This is a genomic window from Sphingomonas molluscorum (assembly GCF_039522995.1).
In the GTDB taxonomy this organism is placed as follows: Bacteria; Pseudomonadota; Alphaproteobacteria; order Sphingomonadales; family Sphingomonadaceae; genus Sphingomonas; species Sphingomonas molluscorum.
This window is the reverse complement of the sequence record NZ_BAAAEL010000001.1, coordinates 323168-342981: the sequence shown is the minus strand read 5'-3', so window position 1 is coordinate 342981 and position 19814 is coordinate 323168. Positions and strand designations below refer to the sequence as shown.

The following is a 19814-nucleotide window of genomic DNA, read 5'->3' as shown; positions in this document are numbered from 1 at the left end:
ATATGCTCTATCGCTTCGGCGTGACGCAGCAGCCGCGCTGGGCCGCCGCGCCGGGCGCGTTGCCACCGCGCACCATCTCGCTTCTCCGGCTTCGTCTCGCTTCCGAAGTGTACGGAGACCGGATCCTCACCACCCGCGGAGATCAGGCTCTCTACATCAAGGACGCGCGCTGGGTGGCACCCGTTGCGGACTTGCTGACCCAGGCGCTCACAGGCCAGTTCGAGGATCGCGCACCGGAAATCCGGCTTGCTCCCCCACGGGGTGCCGTCGGGGCGACCCACCTCCTGCAGGTCAGTCTGGATCGGTTCGAGGCGCGGTATGTCCCTGATGGCGACCGAAAGGCTCCTCCGACCATCATCGTGAGCGGCGTCGCCGTGCTCTCCGACGCGGTCGATCGGAAAGCCGCCGGTAGCCACCGCTTTTCCGCCGAAGAGCCGGCCCATGCGAATAGCACGAGCGCCATCGTCGCGGCGTTCGACCGTGCGGTCATGCGCTGGGGAGCCGACCTCACCGACTGGACCGTGCAAGCTTCCGCGACATCAAACCATCCCCGTCCAGCCGCCCCGCTCATCCAGAGCCGGGACCCGCGCGCGGCGCAATGAAGGACAGATTTCTCATGCACTATAATCAAGACCGGTTCGCGGGGCGGACGATCATTGTCACGGGCGCGGGCGCCGGCATCGGCCGCGCCACGGCGGATCGTATCATACGCGAAGGCGGGCGCGTGATCGCAAGCGACACCGTCGCGGATCGGCTGGCGGCGCTTGTTGCCGATCATCCTTCCGAAGCCGTAGTTTCAATCACAGGGGACATTTCCCGGGAGGAGGATGTCGCGCGCATCGTCGCGGCGTGCGACGGACGCATCGATGGCCTGGCCAATGTCGCTGGTATCATGGACGGCTTCCTGCCCGCGGCCGAGGTCGACGACGCCACGTGGGAACGGGTGCTGTCTGTCAACCTCACCGCCGCAATGCGCCTGACGCGCGCTGTGCTGCCGACGATGCTTGCGGCCGGAGGCGGCAGCATCGTCAATGTCGCATCGGTCGCTGGTCTGCGCGGTTCCGCGGCGGGTGCCGCCTATACGGCCTCCAAGCACGGCCTGATCGGCCTCAGCCGGAGCACCGCGTTCATCTATGGTCCCAAGGGGATCCGCACCAACGTGGTCGCACCCGGCGGCGTTGAGACGGCGATCGCAGCTGTTCCGCGGTCCGACTTCGCCTGGTCCAGGATCGCGCCAGTCGTGGCGACCAACGCGCCGCCGTCCGTGCAGCCGAACCTGCTTGCCAGCAACGTTCTTTGGCTGTTGAGCGACGAGGCTGCCAACGTGAATGGTGCCGTTCTTTCCTCGGACGGTGGGTGGGCCGCCACCTGAATAGTGCCGCTGACGCCGGACCCGCGGCGGCCTGCGATCCCCTCCCGATGGGCATCGATAAGCCTAAAGCGGCTGGTTCAGGTCGCCCACTTGCCGGCCATCAGCATCAATGCGGTCACCACCTTTCGCTCAAAAACCGGCATTGTCTGACCAAATGCACCGGATGGTAATCGACCGCGGGTAGGACGCGAGCATGCCTCGCCCGCGCAAGCCGCTAGCCGGTTCCGCTACTTCAACTCCTCGCCGGAGGTGATCCGGCTGGTGGTGCTGATGTACGTGCGCTTCCCGCTGTCGCTGCGCAACGCAGAGGACCTGCTGTTCGAGCGCGGGATCGATATCTGCTATGAGACGGTGCGGCACTGGTGGAACCGCTTAGGGCCGATGTTTGCAGGGACATCCGCCGCCAGCGAGTGAGCCGGATGCGGGGTTCCGTCACTGGCGGTGGCACCTGGACGAGATGTACGTGAGGTCAACGGCGAGATGGTCTACCTGCTGCAGAAGTTCGCCTTCGTCCACGCCAACGTCCACAACCACTTCAGCCTTAAACGCCACCTCGTCGACCGTGACACCTACAAGCAGCGCCGCTCCGCCGCCCTGGCAGAGTGGCAGATCTTGGCAAGCTTGGCCGCCGCGCGCAAAGCCCGAGTTGCATCCCGTGGAGAGCGCTTTGCGTTAGACTGACAGCACCGTTTGATCCGCTAACGCGCTCACCAACAGGATTGTTCGGGCTGCGAACTACGGCAACGCCGCTCGCCCGAACGACTTCTGCAACGCGATTCACCAGTAGCTAAGGCTGGCGGAGACCACCCGATCGCCGATGCGCGAACGTTTCAGAGCCACTAGACGAGCAACAACCGATGGCGGGCCAGGCTAACCCGCCGCGTGAAAGCGGAGACGGCCGTGGCGCACCGCAGACTCATGACAAATGTATGATTTCTACACGTGTCTAATGCACGTATGCCGCTGAGGAAGTGCATGACGTCACGATCCATTTCGCCATGCCTTCAGGAAGTTCGCGAACTCTTCGTCGTTCGAGGGCGCGAGTAGCGTACTGGTGTTGTCACTGAGGCGTGTAACAAGCATGTGGTCCCCCCCGCATTTGAATACGAGGCCGGGAAGACCATCGTTGCCGCTGAAGCTAAGGCCGGCGCCGACGGGCTCACCGATCAACGTCTGCCCCATCATGTTGCCCTCGCGAACCTGGTACTCGAACCACATGGTGGCTTTGGTGTCGTCGACGCTGGCAAGAACACCGTCTGGGCCGGCCCACTGACCTTGGCACAAGCGGAGCGCCGCGGATGTGCTGTCTGCCACGGTGTCATCCTCGACGAAGCCGTCCATAGTCTGTTCGTCCTCAGGGCGGATCCCATTGCTGTTCTGGTCCTCACTGGTGTCGGGCACGGTTACCCGCTTGGCGGTTGCCACCCACTTGCCGTCACGCAGCTCGCTGGTGACCTGCACCGCGTTGGACCCGGAAGGGGTACTCGGATTCGAGGTGCTGATGCGCGGCGTGAGGAACACACCCAAGCCGCCCGCTGCTACGACGAGCCCGAAGATGGTCAGCGCAACCGCACGGCGATGCGCATCGCGCTCCTTCGCCTGTTCATGCAGGTAATCCCGCAACGCGTCGCGGCGGATGCGTTCCTCAGCGTCGCTGGACGCGTGGTAGTGATAATGTCGCGCGCCATCGTCGTTCTCCACCTTGCGGCCGGCATCCCCTGGATGGTCGGAGTTGGTGAGGCGACGGGGGTTTTCAGGCGGTAGAATCTTCATGAGAGCCTCTGTGCTATGCACGCTGATTGTTTGGGTACGCTGGCCGCAAGCGTTGCCGGTCTGGCCGACCTGTCGGGGCAGTGGGTGGACGCAGCTCTCAGAGCTGGCAGCTCAGATCAGCGGGTGAAGCAGCCCAGCATGCCGACCGGCACGCCGTTGCGCGTGCGGCGGCCCCAAACCCCACCGGCCTCCTGGCAGGCGCGCTGGCGGCGCCGGTTTTCAGCTTCGGTTTGGGCGGCCGCCTTTGCGAAGAGCCTGAGCAACTGGACGTTTCGGCGCTGTTCCGCTGCATATTCTTCTGGATGAGTCCTGATCCACTCCGCGCGCTCAACAGCGGCTTGCCGCTCCTGCGCCTCTCGTTCCGCGAGACGCACCTGCTCGATCTGCGTGGCACGAGCGCTGACGAGCTTCGAGAGGTGCGCGTGTAGATGGCCTTCGATTGGCCGAGCGCTGGCATCGGTGTCGCCGACATGATCGAAGACCCAACCTGTTTCCCGCATCTCAAGCACGCCCGCCAGCGGCACACGTAGAGCAGGTGCTTCAGCCTCGGTCGGTTCCTGCTTCGGCAGGGTGAGCGTGACGTCGAAGTTGCACTGACCTTGATAGGCGTTGCCGCTCCAGCCCTTGTACTCGAGCGATATGGTGGTCGTTTGCGACAGCTCGAGCGCAGCAGTGTCGCGGGTGTCCTGCCACCCGTCCGACGTGGTATCTTTCTCCCGAACCGCGAACAGGTCGGCGAGAAATGCTTGCGGTGTCGCGGTCTCCTGGCAAACGCGCTTCATGCTGCGGGACTTGAGCGATCCGCCGATCGCCTCTCCTAGAAGGTCACCTAAGGATTGAGCGCTGGAGGGAGTCGCCGCGAGCAGTGCCACCGCGCCACAACCTGCTCCGATAGCTTTGATGAACATCACACTTCCCCTGTGCGGGGCAGCGCGCCTGGCTTCGTGCCGTCGCGTCGCCCCTATGTCCTCTCGGGGCGACGGCCGAAGCCGGATGTTGGAAACCCGCTCATCACAGGCGCATGCGCCTTTATCGGCCGAAGCCGACTGGACATGCGCGCATGCCACCCGGCCTCGAATGAATTCGCGACCGAGTCTGATGAGCAGGGGTTTCCACGCCCCACGCTGCGGCTTTCACGCAGCGCAATGATGATGGTAGGCGGAGCCGGTGCGGTAAGCAAGAATGCTACCGGTCCGCCCGGCGAACGATGTCAGGCTGTGACTTCCAAGATCACGACCCAACGTGAGGCAATACGATGCCGCTTGTTCGAGCGCTCGTTACCGCACAGCTGCTTCGTCAACCGGCGCAGTCCCAAGCTATCATAGAGCAGGAACTGCTGCGGTGTGTGGCTGGCGATGACGGTGTAGTGCTGATGCACGCCATCGAGCAGGACCAGCACGAGTGCATCACGCGCCAACGCTGCTTCGATCGCCTCCTGCACCAGTGGAAAGCGGATGCTGGCGGATCCGGTCTCCAGCCGGTCAACGTGGATGTCGAGTCGGAGATCACTTGCGACTTGCTCGGCAAGCGCCTCCACCAGCTTGAACCACCGCTCAGGCGCCATGCCGTCGAGGATAACAGCATCAAGATCCCCTTTGGCGTTGATCATTGCGACGCCGCGCCTGAACAGCGACCTCGAGTAGGTCCTGGTCCAAGGTGCCGCCTTGGCAGTTAGCAGCAGCAGCGCGTTGACGACCGCATAGATGCCGCACAGTCCGTCGAGGTCACCCTGGCGGTACGGCTTGTCGCTGGAGTGCCGAGCTAGCCAGCTGCTTGGCCGGTCAGCCTCAGCATCAGGTAAGAGGGAGGGGCGAGACATCACCATTCCTCCGCCAGCATGACCGTCAGCACGCGGGTGGTAACGCTCGGGTCAGCTGGATCCGGTGAGGCATAGCGCAGCGCCTGGTCGTAGTAGTCGATCTTCCAGAACAGCTGGGTGCCACCATGCTCGAAAGCACCAAAATCGTGCTCGCCGTACGGATCGTTGCCGCTGTCGAAGCGGTCGTAGCTGCGCACCGCATCCAAGATGGCGGGCACGGCGCCCCGGCCAAGGCTTGTCACCCCTGAGGTCACGTACAGCCTGCCGCCAGTCTGTTGAGCACGCAGTTGGTCGTTGAGCTTGGCGATGGTCGCTGCACGCGCGGCATCGAGCACGTCGTTCAGACGCGCGTCTTCATCACGTCCCGTCATGGGCGTGGTCTCCTGTTGTTGACGATGGAAAGGGAAGGGTGCTGGCTAGACCAGCCGCACGAGCGCACGCTGGGCGTCGCGGTCACCGGCGATGTAGCGCTCGGTGGTGGTCAGGCTGCGGTGCCCCGCAAGCTCTTGGACATCGCGAAGGGAGCCGCCGGCTTTCGCGAGCAGTCTGGCAGTACGGGTGATGAAGGTACGCCGACCGGAATGGGACGAGCAGCCTGCTAGACCAGCTGCGGCGTAGAGTTCGGCGAACCAGTTGACGATGCTGCGCGGGTGCAGGTGACGCCCGCGCTCCGACCGGATCACGGGACCGTCACGCGGGCGGCCGCTCTCCGTGTGCAACTGCACCAATGCGTTCCGAAGATCCGGGTTGATGGGGATCCGGCGGCCGGAGCCCTTCTTAGCGATGGCGGCCGTCAACATGATGTGCTGGTCAACCTTACCTGAGGGGGTGAGGACCATGGGCCAGCCAAGGCCCGCAATTTCACCGGCGCGGAGCCCGGCCTTGAAGCTCAGCAGGATAATAACCCGGTCGCGTATGGGATAGCGGTGCGCACGCACCTGCTGGAGGAGACGGCGCACGTCTTCTGCCTCCAGCACCCTGGCGGGTGTGGACATGATGCTCTCCGGTGATGTGGGAACAGCCGCGGCTAGGTGGAGCTGTACTGCCAGTATAATACACTGCCGAGAAAAAGTCAAAGGTGCTTGATGGGTGGAAACCGGAATGGCCGGTTGCGGGCGTGGCTTGCAAGAGCCGGCCGTTCATTCACCGCTTACCCGGCGGCAATTCGTTCAGAGAGCTTCGCGATAAACGCGATTGTGACGGCCGGGTCCACCGTGCCATATTTGAGCTGGCGCAGCGCATAGGCATAGGCCGATGCAAGCACCGCTTGGTCGCCGCCGCCGACATCATGCGCCCAGTCACGGCACGCCGCGACCATCGGCTTCAGCGTGTCATTTCGAACGAACCCGTCCACATCCGGCCAAACCTCGAGGTTGCCCATCAGCCCGTCGCGCAACCCGAGCTTCTTTGCATCTGGATGAAAGACGAGGCTCAATTCCAGAGCAATCGGATCGAGCGCGGTGAAGCCTGGTCCGGCATCGCCGAAATCGATCAGGACCGCTTCGCCGTCACTTTTAACAAGGACATTGCCGCAATGAAGATCGCCGTGGATGCAGCTTTGTGACGCTTGGACAGTCCGCTGCTCGACCTTACGCAACGCCCCGAGATTGAATTTCACCTCAATTGCGGCGGCATCATCATCGTCGAGCAGGCGGCGCCGTATGTCCGCCACCGCCACCATATCGGCGGTGGCAGCCTCGGACCAGCGTTGCAATCCACTCCGCACCCGGCCGACCACCGCCGGGCCTATCGCTGAATCAGCCTTCAGCCGGTCGAACAGCGGCGCCGTGTCGTCGTCAGTCAGCGTGTAGAAGATAGCGCCATTCATCCCGACGCCGACATCGATTGCGCAGTAAAGCGGGGGACAGGCGCCGATGCCGAGCTTACGCGCATGCTTCTCATAGGCCTCATATTCGGACCGGATGACGCTGCTCGGGCCAAGTTTGCCCGCACACAGGGCCTGCGGCTTGCGACCCTTGTCCATCGCCGAGGCCTTAACGACCTTGGCTTCGGACAGGCCGCCGCTCAGCAGGCTGACATCGCAAGCAATGCCATCGGCGAGATTGGCGAAGCTTTTGAGCATCTGATCCTGGATGGGTGTCAGGCCGAGGTCCTTGCCTCGCGTATTGATGGCCACGGCGCTCATCTTGCCGAAAATCTCGGCGAGGGCACGGACCCGGCCGAGCAACTCGTCGACCTCCTCCTTCAGGAAGAAACTGACGGTCTCAATCGCGGTATTGTCGCCCCAGAGCTTTACCTGGTTTCCGAACTTGGCCAGCCCGCGGCTGAATTTCTCGACCTCCGCGCCGGTGAGAATGAAGATCGGCGTGCCCGGACGCAGCTCGCGAGCCTCATGGAACAGCGCCTGGCCATGTTCGGGATCAGGTGTGTCCGCCGTGCTGTTCGGTGGGATGGAAAGGTCGAGGATGACTAAGTCGATCAGCTCGTCGCGCAGCGCTGTTGCCGCGTTCTCCTTGTCGATGACGCGCAATACGTCGTCAACGCCGGGAATCACGCGCAGGACGGGTTCGAGATCTCGGGCGAACCCGTCATTATCTTCAACGAACAGGATTCTCATGGGTGCCAAACCACCTTAGTTCAACGCGAGCGCCGCCCTCGGCGGCGTTCGACGGATAGACGTCACCTTCCATGGCCTGCATCGCCTGCTTTGCAGTCGCGAGACCGAAACCGATATGCTCTTCCTTGGTGCTCTTGCCGAAATCGACCAGCGATGACGGGTCGCGATCGAAGCCCGGGCCATTGTCGATCACCGCAACCCACACCTCGTGCCCGGCTCGACCCCAGTTGAGGGTTATCACCGCCTCGCCATCGGCCGCTGCGCCGAGCGCTTCCACCGCGTTGCGCACCACGTTCGTTAAAGCGAGCTTGAACAGTCCAGGGTCGATCTCAGCAAGGAAAGGCGAGGGTCCTGCAAACCGAAAGGCGTCCGCCGCCTCCGCGAAGATCGCACACGTCTCGCGGCATTCCGTCGCCAGGTCGGTCTCGGCATAATCGGGCTGCGCGACGGCGGTCTTGAGATTGCGGATGCCGGCTAGCAGGCTCGCGAGCGAATCAACGAGGGTTCTGGTGTCACTCCCGGGATAGTCATTGACCTCAATCGGCGCGCGGATGCGCAGGCGCCCAACTAGCGTCGCGAGTTCATGGATGATCGTGCTCGCCACTTCGTCGATTGCCGCGGCCCGAAGCTCGGCAAGCACGCGGACCGGCGGATCTGCATAGACCCCCAGGCGCGACACCGCGTCAGAGATCGGTCCCGCGCGGCTCAGCGACCGCTCAAGCGCGCGCTTGATCCAAGGCACGGTCTCCTTGTTGAGCGCTGCTCGAAGCTTGCGGCGGTCCCCGCCGACCGCATTCATCGCGAAGAAGCGCGCCGCCTTCAGGCGCTCGTCGGCCTCTCGCGATGTCAGCGCGGCGAGCGCTTCCTCACGCGACATTCAAAGCTCATGCTCGTCATAGAAGGCAGCGCGGTTGGCAAAGGCCTCGCGCCCGCCCTCCATGACGTTGGTGATCGCGTCAACCGCCTTGGGATTTGTCAGCTGCTCGCAGACCTGGACGTACCCGTTGCGCCCATCCGATGTCATCTCGACCACCAGGTCGGCGCTTCCCAGCACCGGAATATTGGCGTTGTGAGTGGAGATGATGAGCTGGCCGTGTGCCTTGCGATTGCGAATCGCCTTGATCACCGTCGTTGCGATATAGGCGTTGTCGAGATGGTCCTCGGGCTGGTCGATAATCAGCGTCCGCGATGTATGCTGCAGCACGATCGACAGGATGACGGTGCATCGCTGGCCAGCTGAAAGATTCTCGACATCCTTATAGTCCACGCCGTCGAGCAGCGACATACGGACATTGTCCTCGATACTGGCCACGACGACATCGGCAGCGCCGTTCTCGCGCAGATGGCCGAGCAGCCGGGCAGCGCGATCCTTCGGAATCGATGCAATGTCGGCGAGGCTGACGAAATCGTTCGAATCGATGAAACGGACCAGCTCCTGCGGACTGACGCTTTGCGTGAGGGCAGTGACAAGGTCGGTATAGCGCATCCCGCTGCCCCGCAGCGCTTCGGTTAGCGCCTTGCTGTATTCGGCATATTGACCGTAGCGCTCGACCGTCACTCGGATCTGGGGCGAGAGTGCCTTGCTCAGCGATTTGGCGACCGCCTGGCGGCGAGCGAAGCGCTCCGAGCGCACCGTGTCGAGCGTCTTGATCCGCTCGTCCCGACGGGTACGCAATAGCGTCAAGCGGTGGTCGCGTTCTTCGACAATCTTACGGCGCGACATCAGCTGAGCGACCTCTGTCTGAGCCTGCGTCAGTTGACGGGACACGGTGCCGGCGCCTGCGACCGACTGTTCAATCTCCGCCCGGACACTGCGCGCCTGGTTCTCGCGCGCGATCCGCGCTTGCATCAACGTCTCGCGATCGCTCGTTGCCTTGCCGGCCAGCGCATCGAAGCGTTGGGCGAGAGCCTTGGCTTCGGCAACGAGCTTCGCATAAGCTGGCCGAGCCTCGACGAGCGGATCGTCGCCATCGAGCGGGTCCCAATCCTCGACCCCGAAATCGTCTTCGACGCGTTCCATGAGCGCGTCCGCCCATTCTTGCGCCGACCCCGCGAACCGTTCGAGCACGCCCTCGCGAACAGCCGAAGCTGAAATGGATTCGGTGACCGCGGCAAGCTGCTTCTGCTTCCCTGCCAAATCGGCGGACGATGCCTGATGCTTGACCGCCTGTGCTTTCAGCGCCTTGATCTGCTCATTGAGCGCGCTGAGCGTGTCGAGCCCGCTAGCGAGATTGGCGCGATCGGATTCGGCGGCCGCAATCTCCTTGAAGACGGAGCGAATGCCCGCGACCGCAGATGCCTCCTCCGATGCAAGCTTCGCCCCGCCGCTGACAAACCCGTCGAGCAAGCGCAGCCTGCCACCTTCACTGAGCCCGAGGTTCTCGATCTCGGTCTGCGAGAAAACGAGCGGCTTCTCGTAGTCGCCGCTAGCTTGCGGCTGATCCTCTCCGGTCGCGCGCGTGACTGTAACCGTGTCGATCACGTCACTCATCTCGATCGTAACCGAGCCGTCTGCGAGGACCGCTTCAGCATGCTCCGCCGATCGTTCGCCAGCCTCCGAGGTGTGATTGCGCGCCGCCAGGGCGAACCGGATCAATTCGATGACCGAGGTCTTGCCTGTTCCGCGGGCGCCGATCAGCACATTGAGGCCATCGGCAAATTTAACGTCGAACCCGTCGAGAAACCCCCCCTCGATTTGCAGCCGTTCGATATCCACGTCTTCCGTTCCTTCCGGCGAAGGCGCGCGGCGCCCTCCGATGAGATGCCGGGAGAATGCCGTCGATGCTGCCTTCCGAATCCTAGCTGGACTCCCGCTTCGCTTGACTTCTACGGAAGCGACCTCCTCAACGCTAGGTTCGGCCTCCAAGCAGGGTTCGAAAAAGGCCAGCGGGCTGCTCCGTGGCGGTGTCGGTGACCGCTTCCTCGTTGGCATTGTCCATCATCACCAGACAGGCGGCGTGATATGCCGTCCTTTCGTGTCGCGCGCGGCCTCGTTATGGTAGATGTCTATGCCGGAGCCGGCCGCACTCTTCTTCGACTTCTGGTTGAGCTATGCGGCCGACAGGACGCCCGGGCGGCATGGGAGCATCCAGATGACGCCCGAGGCCGTTCGTCTCGACTTGGACCATGATGTCGATACGCTCGCCGGAAACGAGAAATTGGCGGCGACCGAGCTCCACCGAGCTGAGGCGAGATCCCTCGAATGGGCAGCGGAGCAGTTTCCCGATCACGATCTTGGCGGCTGGAAGGTCCGGCTGGGTGCGCCGGACGGGCTGGTACTGAGCGATTTCTGGTGCGGGCTCATGGCGCACGAGTAGCGGCGACGGTGAAGCTCGACCGCAGATAGCGGCCATACAGCCTTCCGGATTCCACATGCGTGATCGTGTATTCGTCCAGTCGGGCAGCATCCCCGACCGCGCCATGGAAACACGCAGCTGGTTGGCGAGCGCGCCGAAATTGACCGAGTAGCTCGGGATCTCCGGGTTGCCGAGCTCAATCGAGGCGGACGGCAGCAGGTCCTTGCCGGAGGTGAAGGTGGCGTCTCGGGTCGCCTTCACCTCTTCGGCGGGGTTGATCATCTCGCGACCAGGTGGCGTCCACCGGACGGTGACGCCCTCGACGTCCTCGCCGATCATCGCGAACGCGTCGATCAGCCAGGCCACCACGGCACCGCAGAACTGCGGAATGAACATCGTCCACTGCCATGCGGCCAGGGAACGCTGGTATTCGAGCCAGCCCATACGGCCGGACGAAAAGTTGACGTTGGACAGGTCGCCGGTCAGCGCCTCATAGGGCACGCCCAGAAGGTCGCAACCGAACGGACGACAGGCCACTGCAGCACCGGATCCAGATCGTCGCGACTGAACTTCTCCGCGTTGTCGATCGTCGGCTGGTAGATCAGCGTGCGCGCCGGATCGAACTTGATGCGCCACGGAAGCAGCGATGCAACCGCTTCCACTCTTCTTCTGATCGAGGAATCATATCCGTCATTGACTACATGTGTAGTCATATCGTTGCAGGCCTCTTCTCCTCCTGAGGCCGGACTGTCGAAGGACGTGCCATGTCTCGATTCTCTATTACCGCCAGAGCGGCTCTGTTGTCGGTGCTCTCGTTTATGTCGGCATCGGCTGGGGCGTGGGCAACCGACGATCCTGAAAGGGCGACCTCAGCGGCTGCGCGTGAGATCGAGCTCTACCAGTCCGTGAACCGTGTGCTTGTGATGATGCGCGTGGGTGATGGCGATCTGGTGCCGATGGTGTTCGACACCGGCTCCGACGGTGCGACGATCGAGCGGTCGCTGGCAAAGCGTCTTCAGCTAAAGGAGATCGGCCAGGTTCGAGCGGTCGATGGAACCACCGGCAACGAACAACTTCTGACCGAAGTCACCATCCCTGATGTCAAGCTCGGTGGCCTGAAGGTTGGCAGGATCGACGCCGCAGTTTTCGATTACGACCGGAACGATGCCATGGGTATCGTCTCTTCGGAAATGTTCACTGACAGTCTCTTGTACTTGGACCTCTCAAACGATCGAGCGCTGCTAACCCCACGAAACACGTCTCGCCTACCAGCTGGAGCGGCTACTGAGTACGTGGAGGGGATACCCAGCACGCATATCGTACTGCCTGATGGTTCGACTCTGCCAGCTCACTTCGACACCGGCTACAACGCCGCGCTGAGTCTGCCCATATCGATGATGAACAAGATTCCATTGTTCGAACAAGCGAAGGTCATCGGCAGGTTCAAGTCGATCAACACCGAAGGTGAGGTCTACGGTGGGCGTGTCAAAGGTACAATCAAGATCGGCCCAGTCACGCTCGAAAACCCCGACGTTGCCTTCCTCGGCGATCTGGCAAACATCGGGTTGCCGATAATCCGTCAGGTTACCTTGGTGATCGACGCGGCCGCTGACCGGAATTGGGTCCTGCCTGCCGGTGCTCAACCCGGACCGAGCCACTCTCCCCACCCCCTAAGAAACCATTTCGCTTATTCTGCCGGCATGGCACCATGTTGCCCCTTCGCCGTTAACAACTCGGCGCCGCCTGCTGCGCCACAGCAAGAGGTCAACGCGTGCGCCAAAAACCGAGCTTACTCGCGAAGTTGATCTGCGTCCTGATCATCGCGGCGGCGATCATGGCAGTATGGGCGATCGTTCGGTCCCTTCACACGCAACCCACAACCACACCCCCCGGAAGCCAGTCCCTTCCGGAACAGGCGGCACATGAAAGCCGGGCGAGGTGACGAGATCCAGCGCGGCGCGCTCGGTTTGGGGGCGGCATTTGGACCGCTGAACAAAGAAGGGGCGCTCGAGTCAGCTCGAACGCCCCTTCAATCATGCGCTTGGGAGCAGCTCAACCTGCCCCAAAAGCTCTGTCGGTACTAGATGCCATTCGACAGATTGGTGTCCGGATCGTTCGTCCGCATATCGTCGGCCTGGTTCTGACCGGTCGCGCGAACTGCATCGGCGCTGTTCTCGAGGCTGTCCTCGCCGGCTTCCGTGGTCGCGTTGTCAGCGGCTTCCTCAAGGTTATCGGCGTATGCCTCTGCATTCGCTTCGATATTGTCCGCAGCCTGCTCGCGCGGGTCGGAGTTGCAGGCGGAGAGAGAAGCCAGGGCAGCTGCCGCGGTGGCGAGTGCGAAAATCTTCTTCATCGGGTTTCATCCCCTTTTGGATGGAAAACTGGAAATCACTGTAGGCGGAGGCGTTGGAGCAGAGTTCGTCAACGGTAGCAAGCTTGAGGCGCTGACGCCTACTCGCCCTGCCCGGCCGGGTAAGCGCCGGCACACCTGTTCAACCTGCATCAGATCTACCTCACCGCCGCATCTGCAGCCGCGTGGATGTCATCCTCACTGTGCACGCGATAGGCGCGCCCAACACAGTTCGGCCACCCGCCACGAGCTGCGGCTGAACGATGTGGCTGGCGGGTGGGGCATATTCCCAGTCGAGGCGCTGGTGATCGCCGACAGCAGCGATGTGTGGGAGGCGGAGATTGGTGGTCGCATGCTCCGCGCGATCGGTGGCCACCTCGTCTACACCGGCAGCTGGCGACCGATGCGGGAGATCGGCGCGCAAGTCCCCGGAACGCACAGCATCGTCAAGATGACCGTGACCGACGCGCACACCTACGTCTCGAATGGCGTCCTCTCGCACAACATTAAGATGAACACGCCCGAGATGCCGAACCAGACCTGAGGCGCGCACCTCCACCACTTCCAAATAGGGGAAATCGCCCATGGCGACCGACGCTCGCTGGAACATGGCGTTCCGGCGCAACAACGTGCGCACGTTCACAATCCAGCTGGCAGGTGTGGACATGACCGGCAAGACGATGCGCCAGCAGGTGCGTCTGGCGCCGGACACCCCCGGTGCGCCCGTCATTGCGCTGGAGACAGTCACCTCCGCATCGGCGGAAGGCCTGCGCCTGGCGACCGTCGAAACCGTCGACGGTGTGCCGGTCAGCACGATCGCCGGGCGCTACAATCTCACGACCATGCGGGACAAGCTGCCCTATGGCGGCGAGGTCGGCGACGACTACCCCAACAAGCTGGTGAACCCGTGCGCGGGGTACCGGCCCCACGACGGCGGCGTCATCCTGTTCTCGCGTGACGCGCGCGGCGACGTGCCGAACCTCAAGCTCTTCGAGCTGGGGTATGACACCGCCGGGAACTTCACCAAGGGCATCGGTGGCGTGCCGTTCGCAGTCGGCGGCACCGACGCCGGCGCGCGCGAGGTGCAGGGCGTCATCCCGCCCGACTGCATCCGCGCCTATATGGGCCCGCAGGCGATCGTCACGCTGCCGGACCAGACGTACATCGCGCCGGGCTGGGGCGTGGTCGGCACCTCCTACCGGATCTGGCTGCTCAAGCGGGGCGTGGCGGACGGCGAGTGGATCCGCTTCTGGACCATCGCCCAGGGGCAGGCGGGCATTCCCAACAGCAACCGCGTCCAGGGCGAGCAGAGCGTCACGCCGCTCAAGAACGGCAACCTGCACGTCGTCGATCGGCGCACCTTCATCAACAACGTCGGCGCGCGCGCCTGGTGGGACGTCGACCTGAATGGCAATATCGTGGCCTCGGGTCGCCGCGGTACTGGTGGGCCTGCTCGTGCCCGTCAGCGCCGAATGGGGCTCCGCGGGCAACAGCTTGGCCGCGCAGATGATCGTCAACGCGCCGCGATCACAGGCGCCGCCGTCGTTCAACGGCGATCCGACCCTGTTCGCCTGGAACCTGTTCCTGATGACGGCCGGCATGTTCCTGGGCTTCATGCTTTCCGCGCGGCAGGCGCAGAGGATCTGGGCGCAGCGGGTCTACGACCATCCGCTTCACCCGGTGACGCTCTACCGTGCGGTCACGTTTCTGGCGGCCCTCGCGCTTATGATCCGGTGCGGGACCGAGGCGCTGAACCTGTGGGGCTGGAACCCGGCGGATCCGGCCACCTATGCCCGCGTCGTCATGGCGAAGCGGTGGCTGGATCCGGTCGCGCTGGGCTGCGGCTTCTCGTGGATGGCGATCGTGGTGCTCGGCGAGCCGGGCATCCAGTACAAGCTGCGCAGTGGTCCGCCGCCGGTCGACATGTGGTCTCGCTGACCGGTGCTGGCGCGAGCGGCGGGGGTTGTGCTTCTGAGCGGCATCATTGCCGCTGCGGCTGTCCTCCTTCGGTGAAGGCTCAGGCGGCTGCGGCGGGGGCGGCCGCGGCAGTTCCCATTCCGGTCGTATGGTCGATGGCGGGCTATCAGTTTCAGGCGGGGCTGTTGGTGGTGACCGTCGGGATCGTCCTGATCACGCGGCTGTGCGTCTATCTCAACACTCAGGGCAAGAAGCAGATCGCGCTCGACCTGGCGGTGACGGCGCTGTGCAGCGCGATCGCGGCGCTGTGGACGCAGGCGCACCAGCTGGACCTGCTGCCGGCCGGCATCAGCGCGATGACCATCGCCGGCATCGGCTATGGCCTGATCGGCATGGCGAAGAGCCAGATGCTCAACGCGGTCCGTGAGGGCTTCCAGGCGATGACCCGTACGCGTGGCGCACCGGCGCCGCCCCATCCAGCTGAGCGGACGCTGAGCGATGACGATGAAATCGAGCGGCTGACCCGGGAACTGCGCAAACACGATTGATAAAAGCCCCACCTGAAGGGACAGGCGGGGCAGGTTCTTAGGAGAGGGGCGCCGGCTTCATGAGGAGAGCCGGACAGCGGTTGTTCTGCCAAGGCAATGTTACGCCAGGATTAACAGGGTCGGGCGAGTCCCGTACTTCTGGCCATTCAGCTCATCGTCGACCAATATTCCGAGGCTGTGATCGCACAGCCGAATGGGTTTGCCGGTCCGAGTGTTGGCGCCGGCGACGCAGCTGGCTCACCATCTTTTCCCATTCTCGGGCCTGAGCTTCGTGCCGGAGGCGCCTGGCCTCCCGCCTTTGGAGCTGACGGTTCCGCTGCCGCCTATGCCAAAGTAGCCCGGCTACGGTGGCAGCGACCGCAACCATTAGGAAGAACGTTAACCACATAAGGCACCTGTACGCTTCGACGCGCTTACGTTGCGCGCTGCATCCTGAACCCCCTGTGACCTGCACTGATCCGCGCCTCATGGCGGGAACGACACAGCTGACCAATGTGAGCGAGAAGCCGCGTTATCTGGAAGATAATCGTCGTCGGCGGAGGTCCAGGCTGCGCGTCCACGAAGAGCGAAGAAGTCGCCCCGGCTCTTCGTGTTGCTGCCCGGGAGCCGGGGCGAGAGCGCGACAAGGGAAGGCGCGCTCATTCGAACCGCTGCCATTCAACTATGGCCGAACGATGAACCCGGCCAGCACGCCCGAAAAGGACGAACCATGCCAAAGACGGCGACCCAGCTGGTCGACGAGGTGATCGCGCGTGAGGGTGGCTATAACAACCACCCGGTCGACCGTGGCGGCCTTGAGCTGCCCCCTTCTGAGTGGTCCATCGACTATGACAGTCTGGATCGAGGTGAGCCTCACCCCGTCTCTGGCCCGGTCTTTATGAGAAAACCGGCTCTCTTTTCGTCAGGGCAGGCATGCCTGCCCTGACGAAAAAGCGCGCTCCATCGGGGTCTGGTTGCCGAGGGAGCTATGCGGACGGTGCTCGTTGTAATCGCGCCGCCACGCCTCACATTTTACCCGTGCGTCGTCCAGGCTCAAGAACCAGTATGCGTTGAGGCATTCGGCCCGCACCCGGCCGTTGAACGCCTCCGCGAACGCATTTTCGGTCGGCTTTCCAGGCCTGCTGAAGTCCAGCACCACATCATGCTGGTACGCCCACAGGTCGAGATCCTTCGAGATGAATTCCGGGCCATTATCCAGACGAACGCGCTTGGGACGACCGTGTGCCGCGGCAATGCGGTCGAGCGTCTCGACCACGTCAGATCCGCGGTAGCTTGTCCGCACGTCAAGCGCTGGCGACACACGGGTGAAGTTGTCGACGATCGACAGCACGCGGATCTTGCGCCCGTCGAACAGCTGGTCCGACAGGAAATCCATCGACCAGCACTCGTTGGGTGCCGTCGCCGGCGTCCGGTCATCGCGCAGCTTTGCTTTCACCTTGCGCTTGGGTGTCTTGTTGCGCAGCTGCAGCCCGAGTTCGCGATACAGCCGATGAGTGCGCTTGTGGTTGATCTCCCAGCCCTCCCGTCGGAGCAGCACATGGATGCGTCGATACCCGTAGCGAACACGGGTCGCAGCCAACTCCTTGATCCGCATCTTGAGGCCGGCCTGATCGAGGCGGCGGGACTGATAGCGCTGGGTCGATCGATTGATCGGAAACGCGCCGCAGGCTCGCCGTTCGCTAACCTGGTAGCTCGCCTGCAAATAGCCGACGATCTCCCGGGCTCGACCAGGCCCTACATTTTTCGGCGGATGACATCCTGCAGCATCTCTTTGTCCAGGCTGAGGTTGGCCACCAGCCGCTTCAGCCGGACGTTCTCCTCCTCCAGCACCTTCAGGCGCTTCATCTCCGACGGCATCAGCCCTCCGTATTTGCTACGCCATCGATAGTAGGTCTGGATTGATATGCCGGCCTTTCGGCAAACCTCCTCGACGGTTGTTCCATCCTCGGCCTGCTTGAGGATGAACGCTATCTGCTGCTCGCTGAACCTCGACTTCTTCATCGGCGGATTCCCTCGTCCGGCACCTGCCAAACCTAACCGGGAATCTCTCACAAAGAATGGACCAATCCGTAGGGCTCAGGTCACCTGACGCCGGAGCACGCCGGCCGCTCCCGCGGCGAAGGCGCGGAGCGCCGCGTCGCCGGCAGCATGGCCTTGCTGATCGTTGAGCGCCTTGAAGTCATCGAGGTCGATCGTCGCGAGGAGCATGGTCCTGCCGGCAGCACAGGCGGTGCGGAGCAGCTTTTCTGCGTGCCGTTCGAATGCTGCCTTGTTCATCGCTCCCGTCATCAGATCGCGACGCGCCATGAAGCGTTCGCGATTGAAGGAGCGTCGAAAGCTGCTGATGATGACGGCGATTAAGATGTAGGAGCTGAGGCGTATCAGCACCTCTACCCCGAGGGGTACGGGGCGCTGATCACCGTATCCACCAAGATAGGAGCTGATGGACAGGATGGCGGCGGCGACCGCGACTAGGTAAGCTTGGCGCTCGCCCAGCGACCAGCCCGCGGCGCAGATCAGCGGGACGTAGAGCGGCCCCATGCCGATACCGGGGTTCGCATGATCCACGGAAGCGAGGGCGGCAGCTGCCGCGATGATGGTGAGCCACGCCTGCCAGGCCGGCCACGCTTCCAGCCGTTCAGCCAGCCGGCCGATGGGGAGATGTCGCATCATGGATCAGGCGCCGATCGCCGCCAATGGTGCGATCAGCGTCCAAGTGACGCCGGTTACAGGGAAGTCCAGTTCCGCGTGGCCCCGCAGGCTGCGGCTCGCGGCGGTGCAGATCAGCCGGCTTCCAAACCCCTGCCGCTTGGGCTGGACTACAGGCGGGCCGCCGCGCTCCGCCCACTGAATCCATAGTTGCGCCTCATTACCCGATCCGAGCACCTTCCATGCCAGATCGACGATTCCTGCTTCGCCGGACAGCGCGCCATATTTTATCGCGTTCGTCGCCAGCTCGTGGAACACGAGGGTGAGCGTCATCGCAGCCCTGGGACCAATGATGAAGGTCGGGCCGTCGAGATGCACCCGCTCCGCATAGGGGGAGAAATGTGCGACCGCCTGTTCCGCCAGTGCGGGCAGCGGGGCGGCCTGCCATTGATGCGACAGCAGATGCTCGATCGCGCCGCCCAGCGCGGCAAGGCGGTCGTCGATCGTTGCTCTGGCGTCCTCCAGGGAGTCCGCGGATTGCAGGCTCTGGCTCACGATCGAACGCACGACGGTCAGAATGTTCCTGAACCGGTGCTCCAGCTCCCGCAGCCGAACCTCGCCGGAATCTATCATCGCCCGCCTTTCAAATTTGCAGGTTTGTCGACTGCAGCCGTGGCGCTCGGCCTGTATCTTCGTACGCTAGCGCCCATTGCCGTTAGGAAGGTCGGGCGGCGGTTTTGCCGAGAGGCCCCAGCAGGCGACGATATTCGGCTTCCGGAAGGCCATAGGCCTCGCCAGCAATATCTTCGAGCTTCTCGCGATCGGTGATCGTTACCCGGCCCCGCTGCGCGCGGATCATGCCGACACCTTCGAGAATATGCAGGGAGACCGTGATGCTGGTGCGCTGGGCGCCGACCATCATTGAGATAAAATCATGCGTCAGCATGATTTCGTCGCCGTCAATCCGGTCGTGACACATGAGGAGCCAGCGCGCGACGCGGGCCTCGATCCGGTGGTGAACATGGCAGACGATGCCATGCGCCAACTGGACGATGAAACTCTGCACGTAGCGCGCGAGCAACGAGCGCAGGCTTGGACTCTGCTCCGTCAGCTCGGTGAGCGTCGCGGTATCCGCACGAAGGCCGGTTGCTCCGTCAACCTGCACGATCGTATCGTACGGCGAACTCTCAGCACCCATCATCGCGCAGAAGCCCGAAAGGCCGTCCCGGCCGAAGATGCCCACCTCAGCACTGCCGCTCCCCGGCAACGTCGAGACAACGGTCGCGACCCCTCCCTCGGGGAAATAAATATGCTCGATCGGTTCGCCGGCAACGACGAGTTTCTGGCCTCGGCCCAGCTCTACCCGCGTCAGGTGCGGCTGCAGCAGTGCAAGATCATCATCCTCCATCAGCGTCAAAAGAAGGTTGGAACTAAAAGCTTCACGCGAACTCAACGAACATCCCCCTGAAAACCCCTGCGGCATGTCGCCTGGAACTGGTAACGTAAGCGATA

The 19814-nt window shown here is 63.2% G+C and carries 20 protein-coding genes and 1 pseudogene; 6 read left to right on the top strand and 15 right to left on the bottom strand.

Translation table 11 applies throughout. The annotated features are described in order from the left end of the window. Window positions 1-2 precede the first annotated feature (2 nt). The 3 genes and pseudogenes from ABDZ92_RS01720 to ABDZ92_RS16980 form a co-directional block, all read left to right on the top strand. Window positions 3-602 (top strand): ABC-type transport auxiliary lipoprotein family protein, encoded by a 600-nt coding sequence (locus tag ABDZ92_RS01720; RefSeq protein WP_164521347.1) that lies wholly within the window; start codon window positions 3-5, stop codon window positions 600-602. Between the two features lie 14 nt (window positions 603-616). After that, the gene (locus ABDZ92_RS01715; protein ID WP_125962196.1) at window positions 617-1372 is read left to right on the top strand and encodes an SDR family NAD(P)-dependent oxidoreductase; all 756 of its coding nucleotides are present in this window, start codon (window positions 617-619) and stop codon (window positions 1370-1372) included. A gap of 249 nt (window positions 1373-1621) precedes the next feature. Further along, a pseudogene (locus tag ABDZ92_RS16980) lies at window positions 1622-1993 on the top strand (IS6 family transposase); the annotation flags it as partial. A 360-nt stretch (window positions 1994-2353) separates the two neighbouring features. Here the strand turns inward: ABDZ92_RS16980 and ABDZ92_RS01700 are convergent. The 10 genes from ABDZ92_RS01700 to ABDZ92_RS01655 all read right to left on the bottom strand — a co-directional run bounded on the left by ABDZ92_RS01700 (window position 2354) and on the right by ABDZ92_RS01655 (window position 11500). Then, window positions 2354-3145 carry a hypothetical protein gene (locus tag ABDZ92_RS01700; RefSeq protein WP_125962195.1) on the bottom strand — a complete coding sequence of 264 codons (792 nt, stop codon included), beginning with the start codon at window positions 3143-3145 and terminating at the stop codon, window positions 2354-2356. Window positions 3146-3261: 116 nt separating this feature from the next. After that, entirely contained in the window at window positions 3262-4053 is a 792-nt protein-coding gene (locus ABDZ92_RS01695; protein WP_125962194.1) for a hypothetical protein, read from the bottom strand. A gap of 302 nt (window positions 4054-4355) precedes the next feature. Further along, window positions 4356-4964 carry a hypothetical protein gene (locus ABDZ92_RS01690; protein ID WP_125962193.1) on the bottom strand — a complete coding sequence of 203 codons (609 nt, stop codon included), beginning with the start codon at window positions 4962-4964 and terminating at the stop codon, window positions 4356-4358. Further along, window positions 4964-5335, bottom strand: a complete 372-nt coding sequence (locus ABDZ92_RS01685; RefSeq protein ID WP_206432260.1) for a DUF3768 domain-containing protein — start codon at window positions 5333-5335, stop codon at window positions 4964-4966. The genes ABDZ92_RS01690 and ABDZ92_RS01685 overlap by 1 nt, the downstream gene beginning before the upstream one ends. 45 nt (window positions 5336-5380) lie before the next feature. Then, a complete protein-coding gene (locus tag ABDZ92_RS01680) occupies window positions 5381-5959 on the bottom strand; it encodes a tyrosine-type recombinase/integrase (protein ID WP_125962192.1) in 579 nt (192 codons plus the stop codon). Between the two features lie 155 nt (window positions 5960-6114). Next, entirely contained in the window at window positions 6115-7542 is a 1428-nt protein-coding gene (locus ABDZ92_RS01675) for a phosphotransferase (protein ID WP_272695226.1), read from the bottom strand. Further along, a complete protein-coding gene (locus ABDZ92_RS01670) occupies window positions 7523-8419 on the bottom strand; it encodes a sensor histidine kinase (protein ID WP_125962495.1) in 897 nt (298 codons plus the stop codon). Before ABDZ92_RS01670 ends, ABDZ92_RS01675 begins: the two co-directional genes overlap by 20 nt. Beyond that, window positions 8420-10258, bottom strand: a complete 1839-nt coding sequence (locus tag ABDZ92_RS01665; RefSeq protein ID WP_164521366.1) for an AAA family ATPase — start codon at window positions 10256-10258, stop codon at window positions 8420-8422. Window positions 10259-10535: 277 nt separating this feature from the next. Then, on the bottom strand, window positions 10536-11339 hold the full coding sequence (locus tag ABDZ92_RS01660; protein WP_241212070.1) for a phage portal protein: 804 nt from the start codon (window positions 11337-11339) through the stop codon (window positions 10536-10538). Further along, the gene (locus tag ABDZ92_RS01655; RefSeq protein WP_272695224.1) at window positions 11321-11500 is read right to left on the bottom strand and encodes a hypothetical protein; all 180 of its coding nucleotides are present in this window, start codon (window positions 11498-11500) and stop codon (window positions 11321-11323) included. The genes ABDZ92_RS01660 and ABDZ92_RS01655 overlap by 19 nt, the downstream gene beginning before the upstream one ends. 102 nt (window positions 11501-11602) lie before the next feature. On the opposite strand from ABDZ92_RS01655, the gene ABDZ92_RS01650 reads away from it, so the two are divergent. Continuing rightward, window positions 11603-12643 (top strand): retropepsin-like aspartic protease, encoded by a 1041-nt coding sequence (locus tag ABDZ92_RS01650; RefSeq protein ID WP_125962498.1) that lies wholly within the window; start codon window positions 11603-11605, stop codon window positions 12641-12643. Window positions 12644-12918: 275 nt separating this feature from the next. On the opposite strand, the gene ABDZ92_RS01645 is transcribed toward ABDZ92_RS01650, so the two are convergent. Beyond that, a complete protein-coding gene (locus tag ABDZ92_RS01645; RefSeq protein WP_125962499.1) occupies window positions 12919-13191 on the bottom strand; it encodes a hypothetical protein in 273 nt (90 codons plus the stop codon). A 301-nt stretch (window positions 13192-13492) separates the two neighbouring features. Between ABDZ92_RS01645 and ABDZ92_RS01640 the strand changes: the two genes are divergently transcribed. Further along, the gene (locus ABDZ92_RS01640) at window positions 13493-13732 is read left to right on the top strand and encodes a hypothetical protein (RefSeq protein WP_125962500.1); all 240 of its coding nucleotides are present in this window, start codon (window positions 13493-13495) and stop codon (window positions 13730-13732) included. Window positions 13733-13772: 40 nt separating this feature from the next. Then, window positions 13773-15653, top strand: coding sequence for a hypothetical protein (locus ABDZ92_RS01635; protein ID WP_206432282.1), 1881 nt, complete (start codon window positions 13773-13775; stop codon window positions 15651-15653). Window positions 15654-16554: 901 nt separating this feature from the next. On the opposite strand, the gene ABDZ92_RS01630 is transcribed toward ABDZ92_RS01635, so the two are convergent. The 4 genes from ABDZ92_RS01630 to ABDZ92_RS01615 form a co-directional block, all read right to left on the bottom strand. Then, window positions 16555-17654, bottom strand: a protein-coding gene (locus ABDZ92_RS01630; RefSeq protein WP_272695223.1) for an IS3 family transposase whose coding sequence is annotated in 2 segments (ribosomal slippage) — window positions 16555-17393 and window positions 17393-17654 — 1101 coding nt in all. Because the reading frame shifts where the segments join, the coding sequence is not laid out codon by codon here. 75 nt (window positions 17655-17729) lie between these two features. Beyond that, window positions 17730-18326, bottom strand: coding sequence for a GGDEF domain-containing protein (locus ABDZ92_RS01625; protein ID WP_125961726.1), 597 nt, complete (start codon window positions 18324-18326; stop codon window positions 17730-17732). Between the two features lie 3 nt (window positions 18327-18329). Next, window positions 18330-18935 carry a sensor histidine kinase gene (locus tag ABDZ92_RS01620; protein ID WP_125961725.1) on the bottom strand — a complete coding sequence of 202 codons (606 nt, stop codon included), beginning with the start codon at window positions 18933-18935 and terminating at the stop codon, window positions 18330-18332. Window positions 18936-19017: 82 nt separating this feature from the next. Continuing rightward, a complete protein-coding gene (locus tag ABDZ92_RS01615) occupies window positions 19018-19710 on the bottom strand; it encodes a Crp/Fnr family transcriptional regulator (RefSeq protein ID WP_272695278.1) in 693 nt (230 codons plus the stop codon). Window positions 19711-19814: the final 104 nt, after the last annotated feature.

Excerpts from the sequence above, each read along its gene's own strand:
- ABDZ92_RS01720 (WP_164521347.1), top strand. The coding sequence starts at position 3 with ATGCTCTATCGCTTCGGCGTGACGCAGCAGCCGCGCTGGGCCGCCGCG.
- ABDZ92_RS01675 (WP_272695226.1), bottom strand. The coding sequence starts at position 7,542 with ATGAGAATCCTGTTCGTTGAAGATAATGACGGGTTCGCCCGAGATCTC.
- ABDZ92_RS01680 (WP_125962192.1), bottom strand. The coding sequence starts at position 5,959 with ATGTCCACACCCGCCAGGGTGCTGGAGGCAGAAGACGTGCGCCGTCTC.
- ABDZ92_RS01625 (WP_125961726.1), bottom strand. The coding sequence starts at position 18,326 with ATGATGCGACATCTCCCCATCGGCCGGCTGGCTGAACGGCTGGAAGCG.
- ABDZ92_RS01645 (WP_125962499.1), bottom strand. The coding sequence starts at position 13,191 with ATGAAGAAGATTTTCGCACTCGCCACCGCGGCAGCTGCCCTGGCTTCT.
- ABDZ92_RS01685 (WP_206432260.1), bottom strand. The coding sequence starts at position 5,335 with ATGACGGGACGTGATGAAGACGCGCGTCTGAACGACGTGCTCGATGCC.
- ABDZ92_RS01615 (WP_272695278.1), bottom strand. The coding sequence starts at position 19,710 with ATGGAGGATGATGATCTTGCACTGCTGCAGCCGCACCTGACGCGGGTA.
- ABDZ92_RS01700 (WP_125962195.1), bottom strand. The coding sequence starts at position 3,145 with ATGAAGATTCTACCGCCTGAAAACCCCCGTCGCCTCACCAACTCCGAC.
- ABDZ92_RS01695 (WP_125962194.1), bottom strand. The coding sequence starts at position 4,053 with ATGTTCATCAAAGCTATCGGAGCAGGTTGTGGCGCGGTGGCACTGCTC.
- ABDZ92_RS01690 (WP_125962193.1), bottom strand. The coding sequence starts at position 4,964 with ATGTCTCGCCCCTCCCTCTTACCTGATGCTGAGGCTGACCGGCCAAGC.
- ABDZ92_RS01620 (WP_125961725.1), bottom strand. The coding sequence starts at position 18,935 with ATGATAGATTCCGGCGAGGTTCGGCTGCGGGAGCTGGAGCACCGGTTC.
- ABDZ92_RS01670 (WP_125962495.1), bottom strand. The coding sequence starts at position 8,419 with ATGTCGCGTGAGGAAGCGCTCGCCGCGCTGACATCGCGAGAGGCCGAC.
- ABDZ92_RS01715 (WP_125962196.1), top strand. The coding sequence starts at position 617 with ATGCACTATAATCAAGACCGGTTCGCGGGGCGGACGATCATTGTCACG.
- ABDZ92_RS01635 (WP_206432282.1), top strand. The coding sequence starts at position 13,773 with ATGGCGACCGACGCTCGCTGGAACATGGCGTTCCGGCGCAACAACGTG.
- ABDZ92_RS01650 (WP_125962498.1), top strand. The coding sequence starts at position 11,603 with ATGTCTCGATTCTCTATTACCGCCAGAGCGGCTCTGTTGTCGGTGCTC.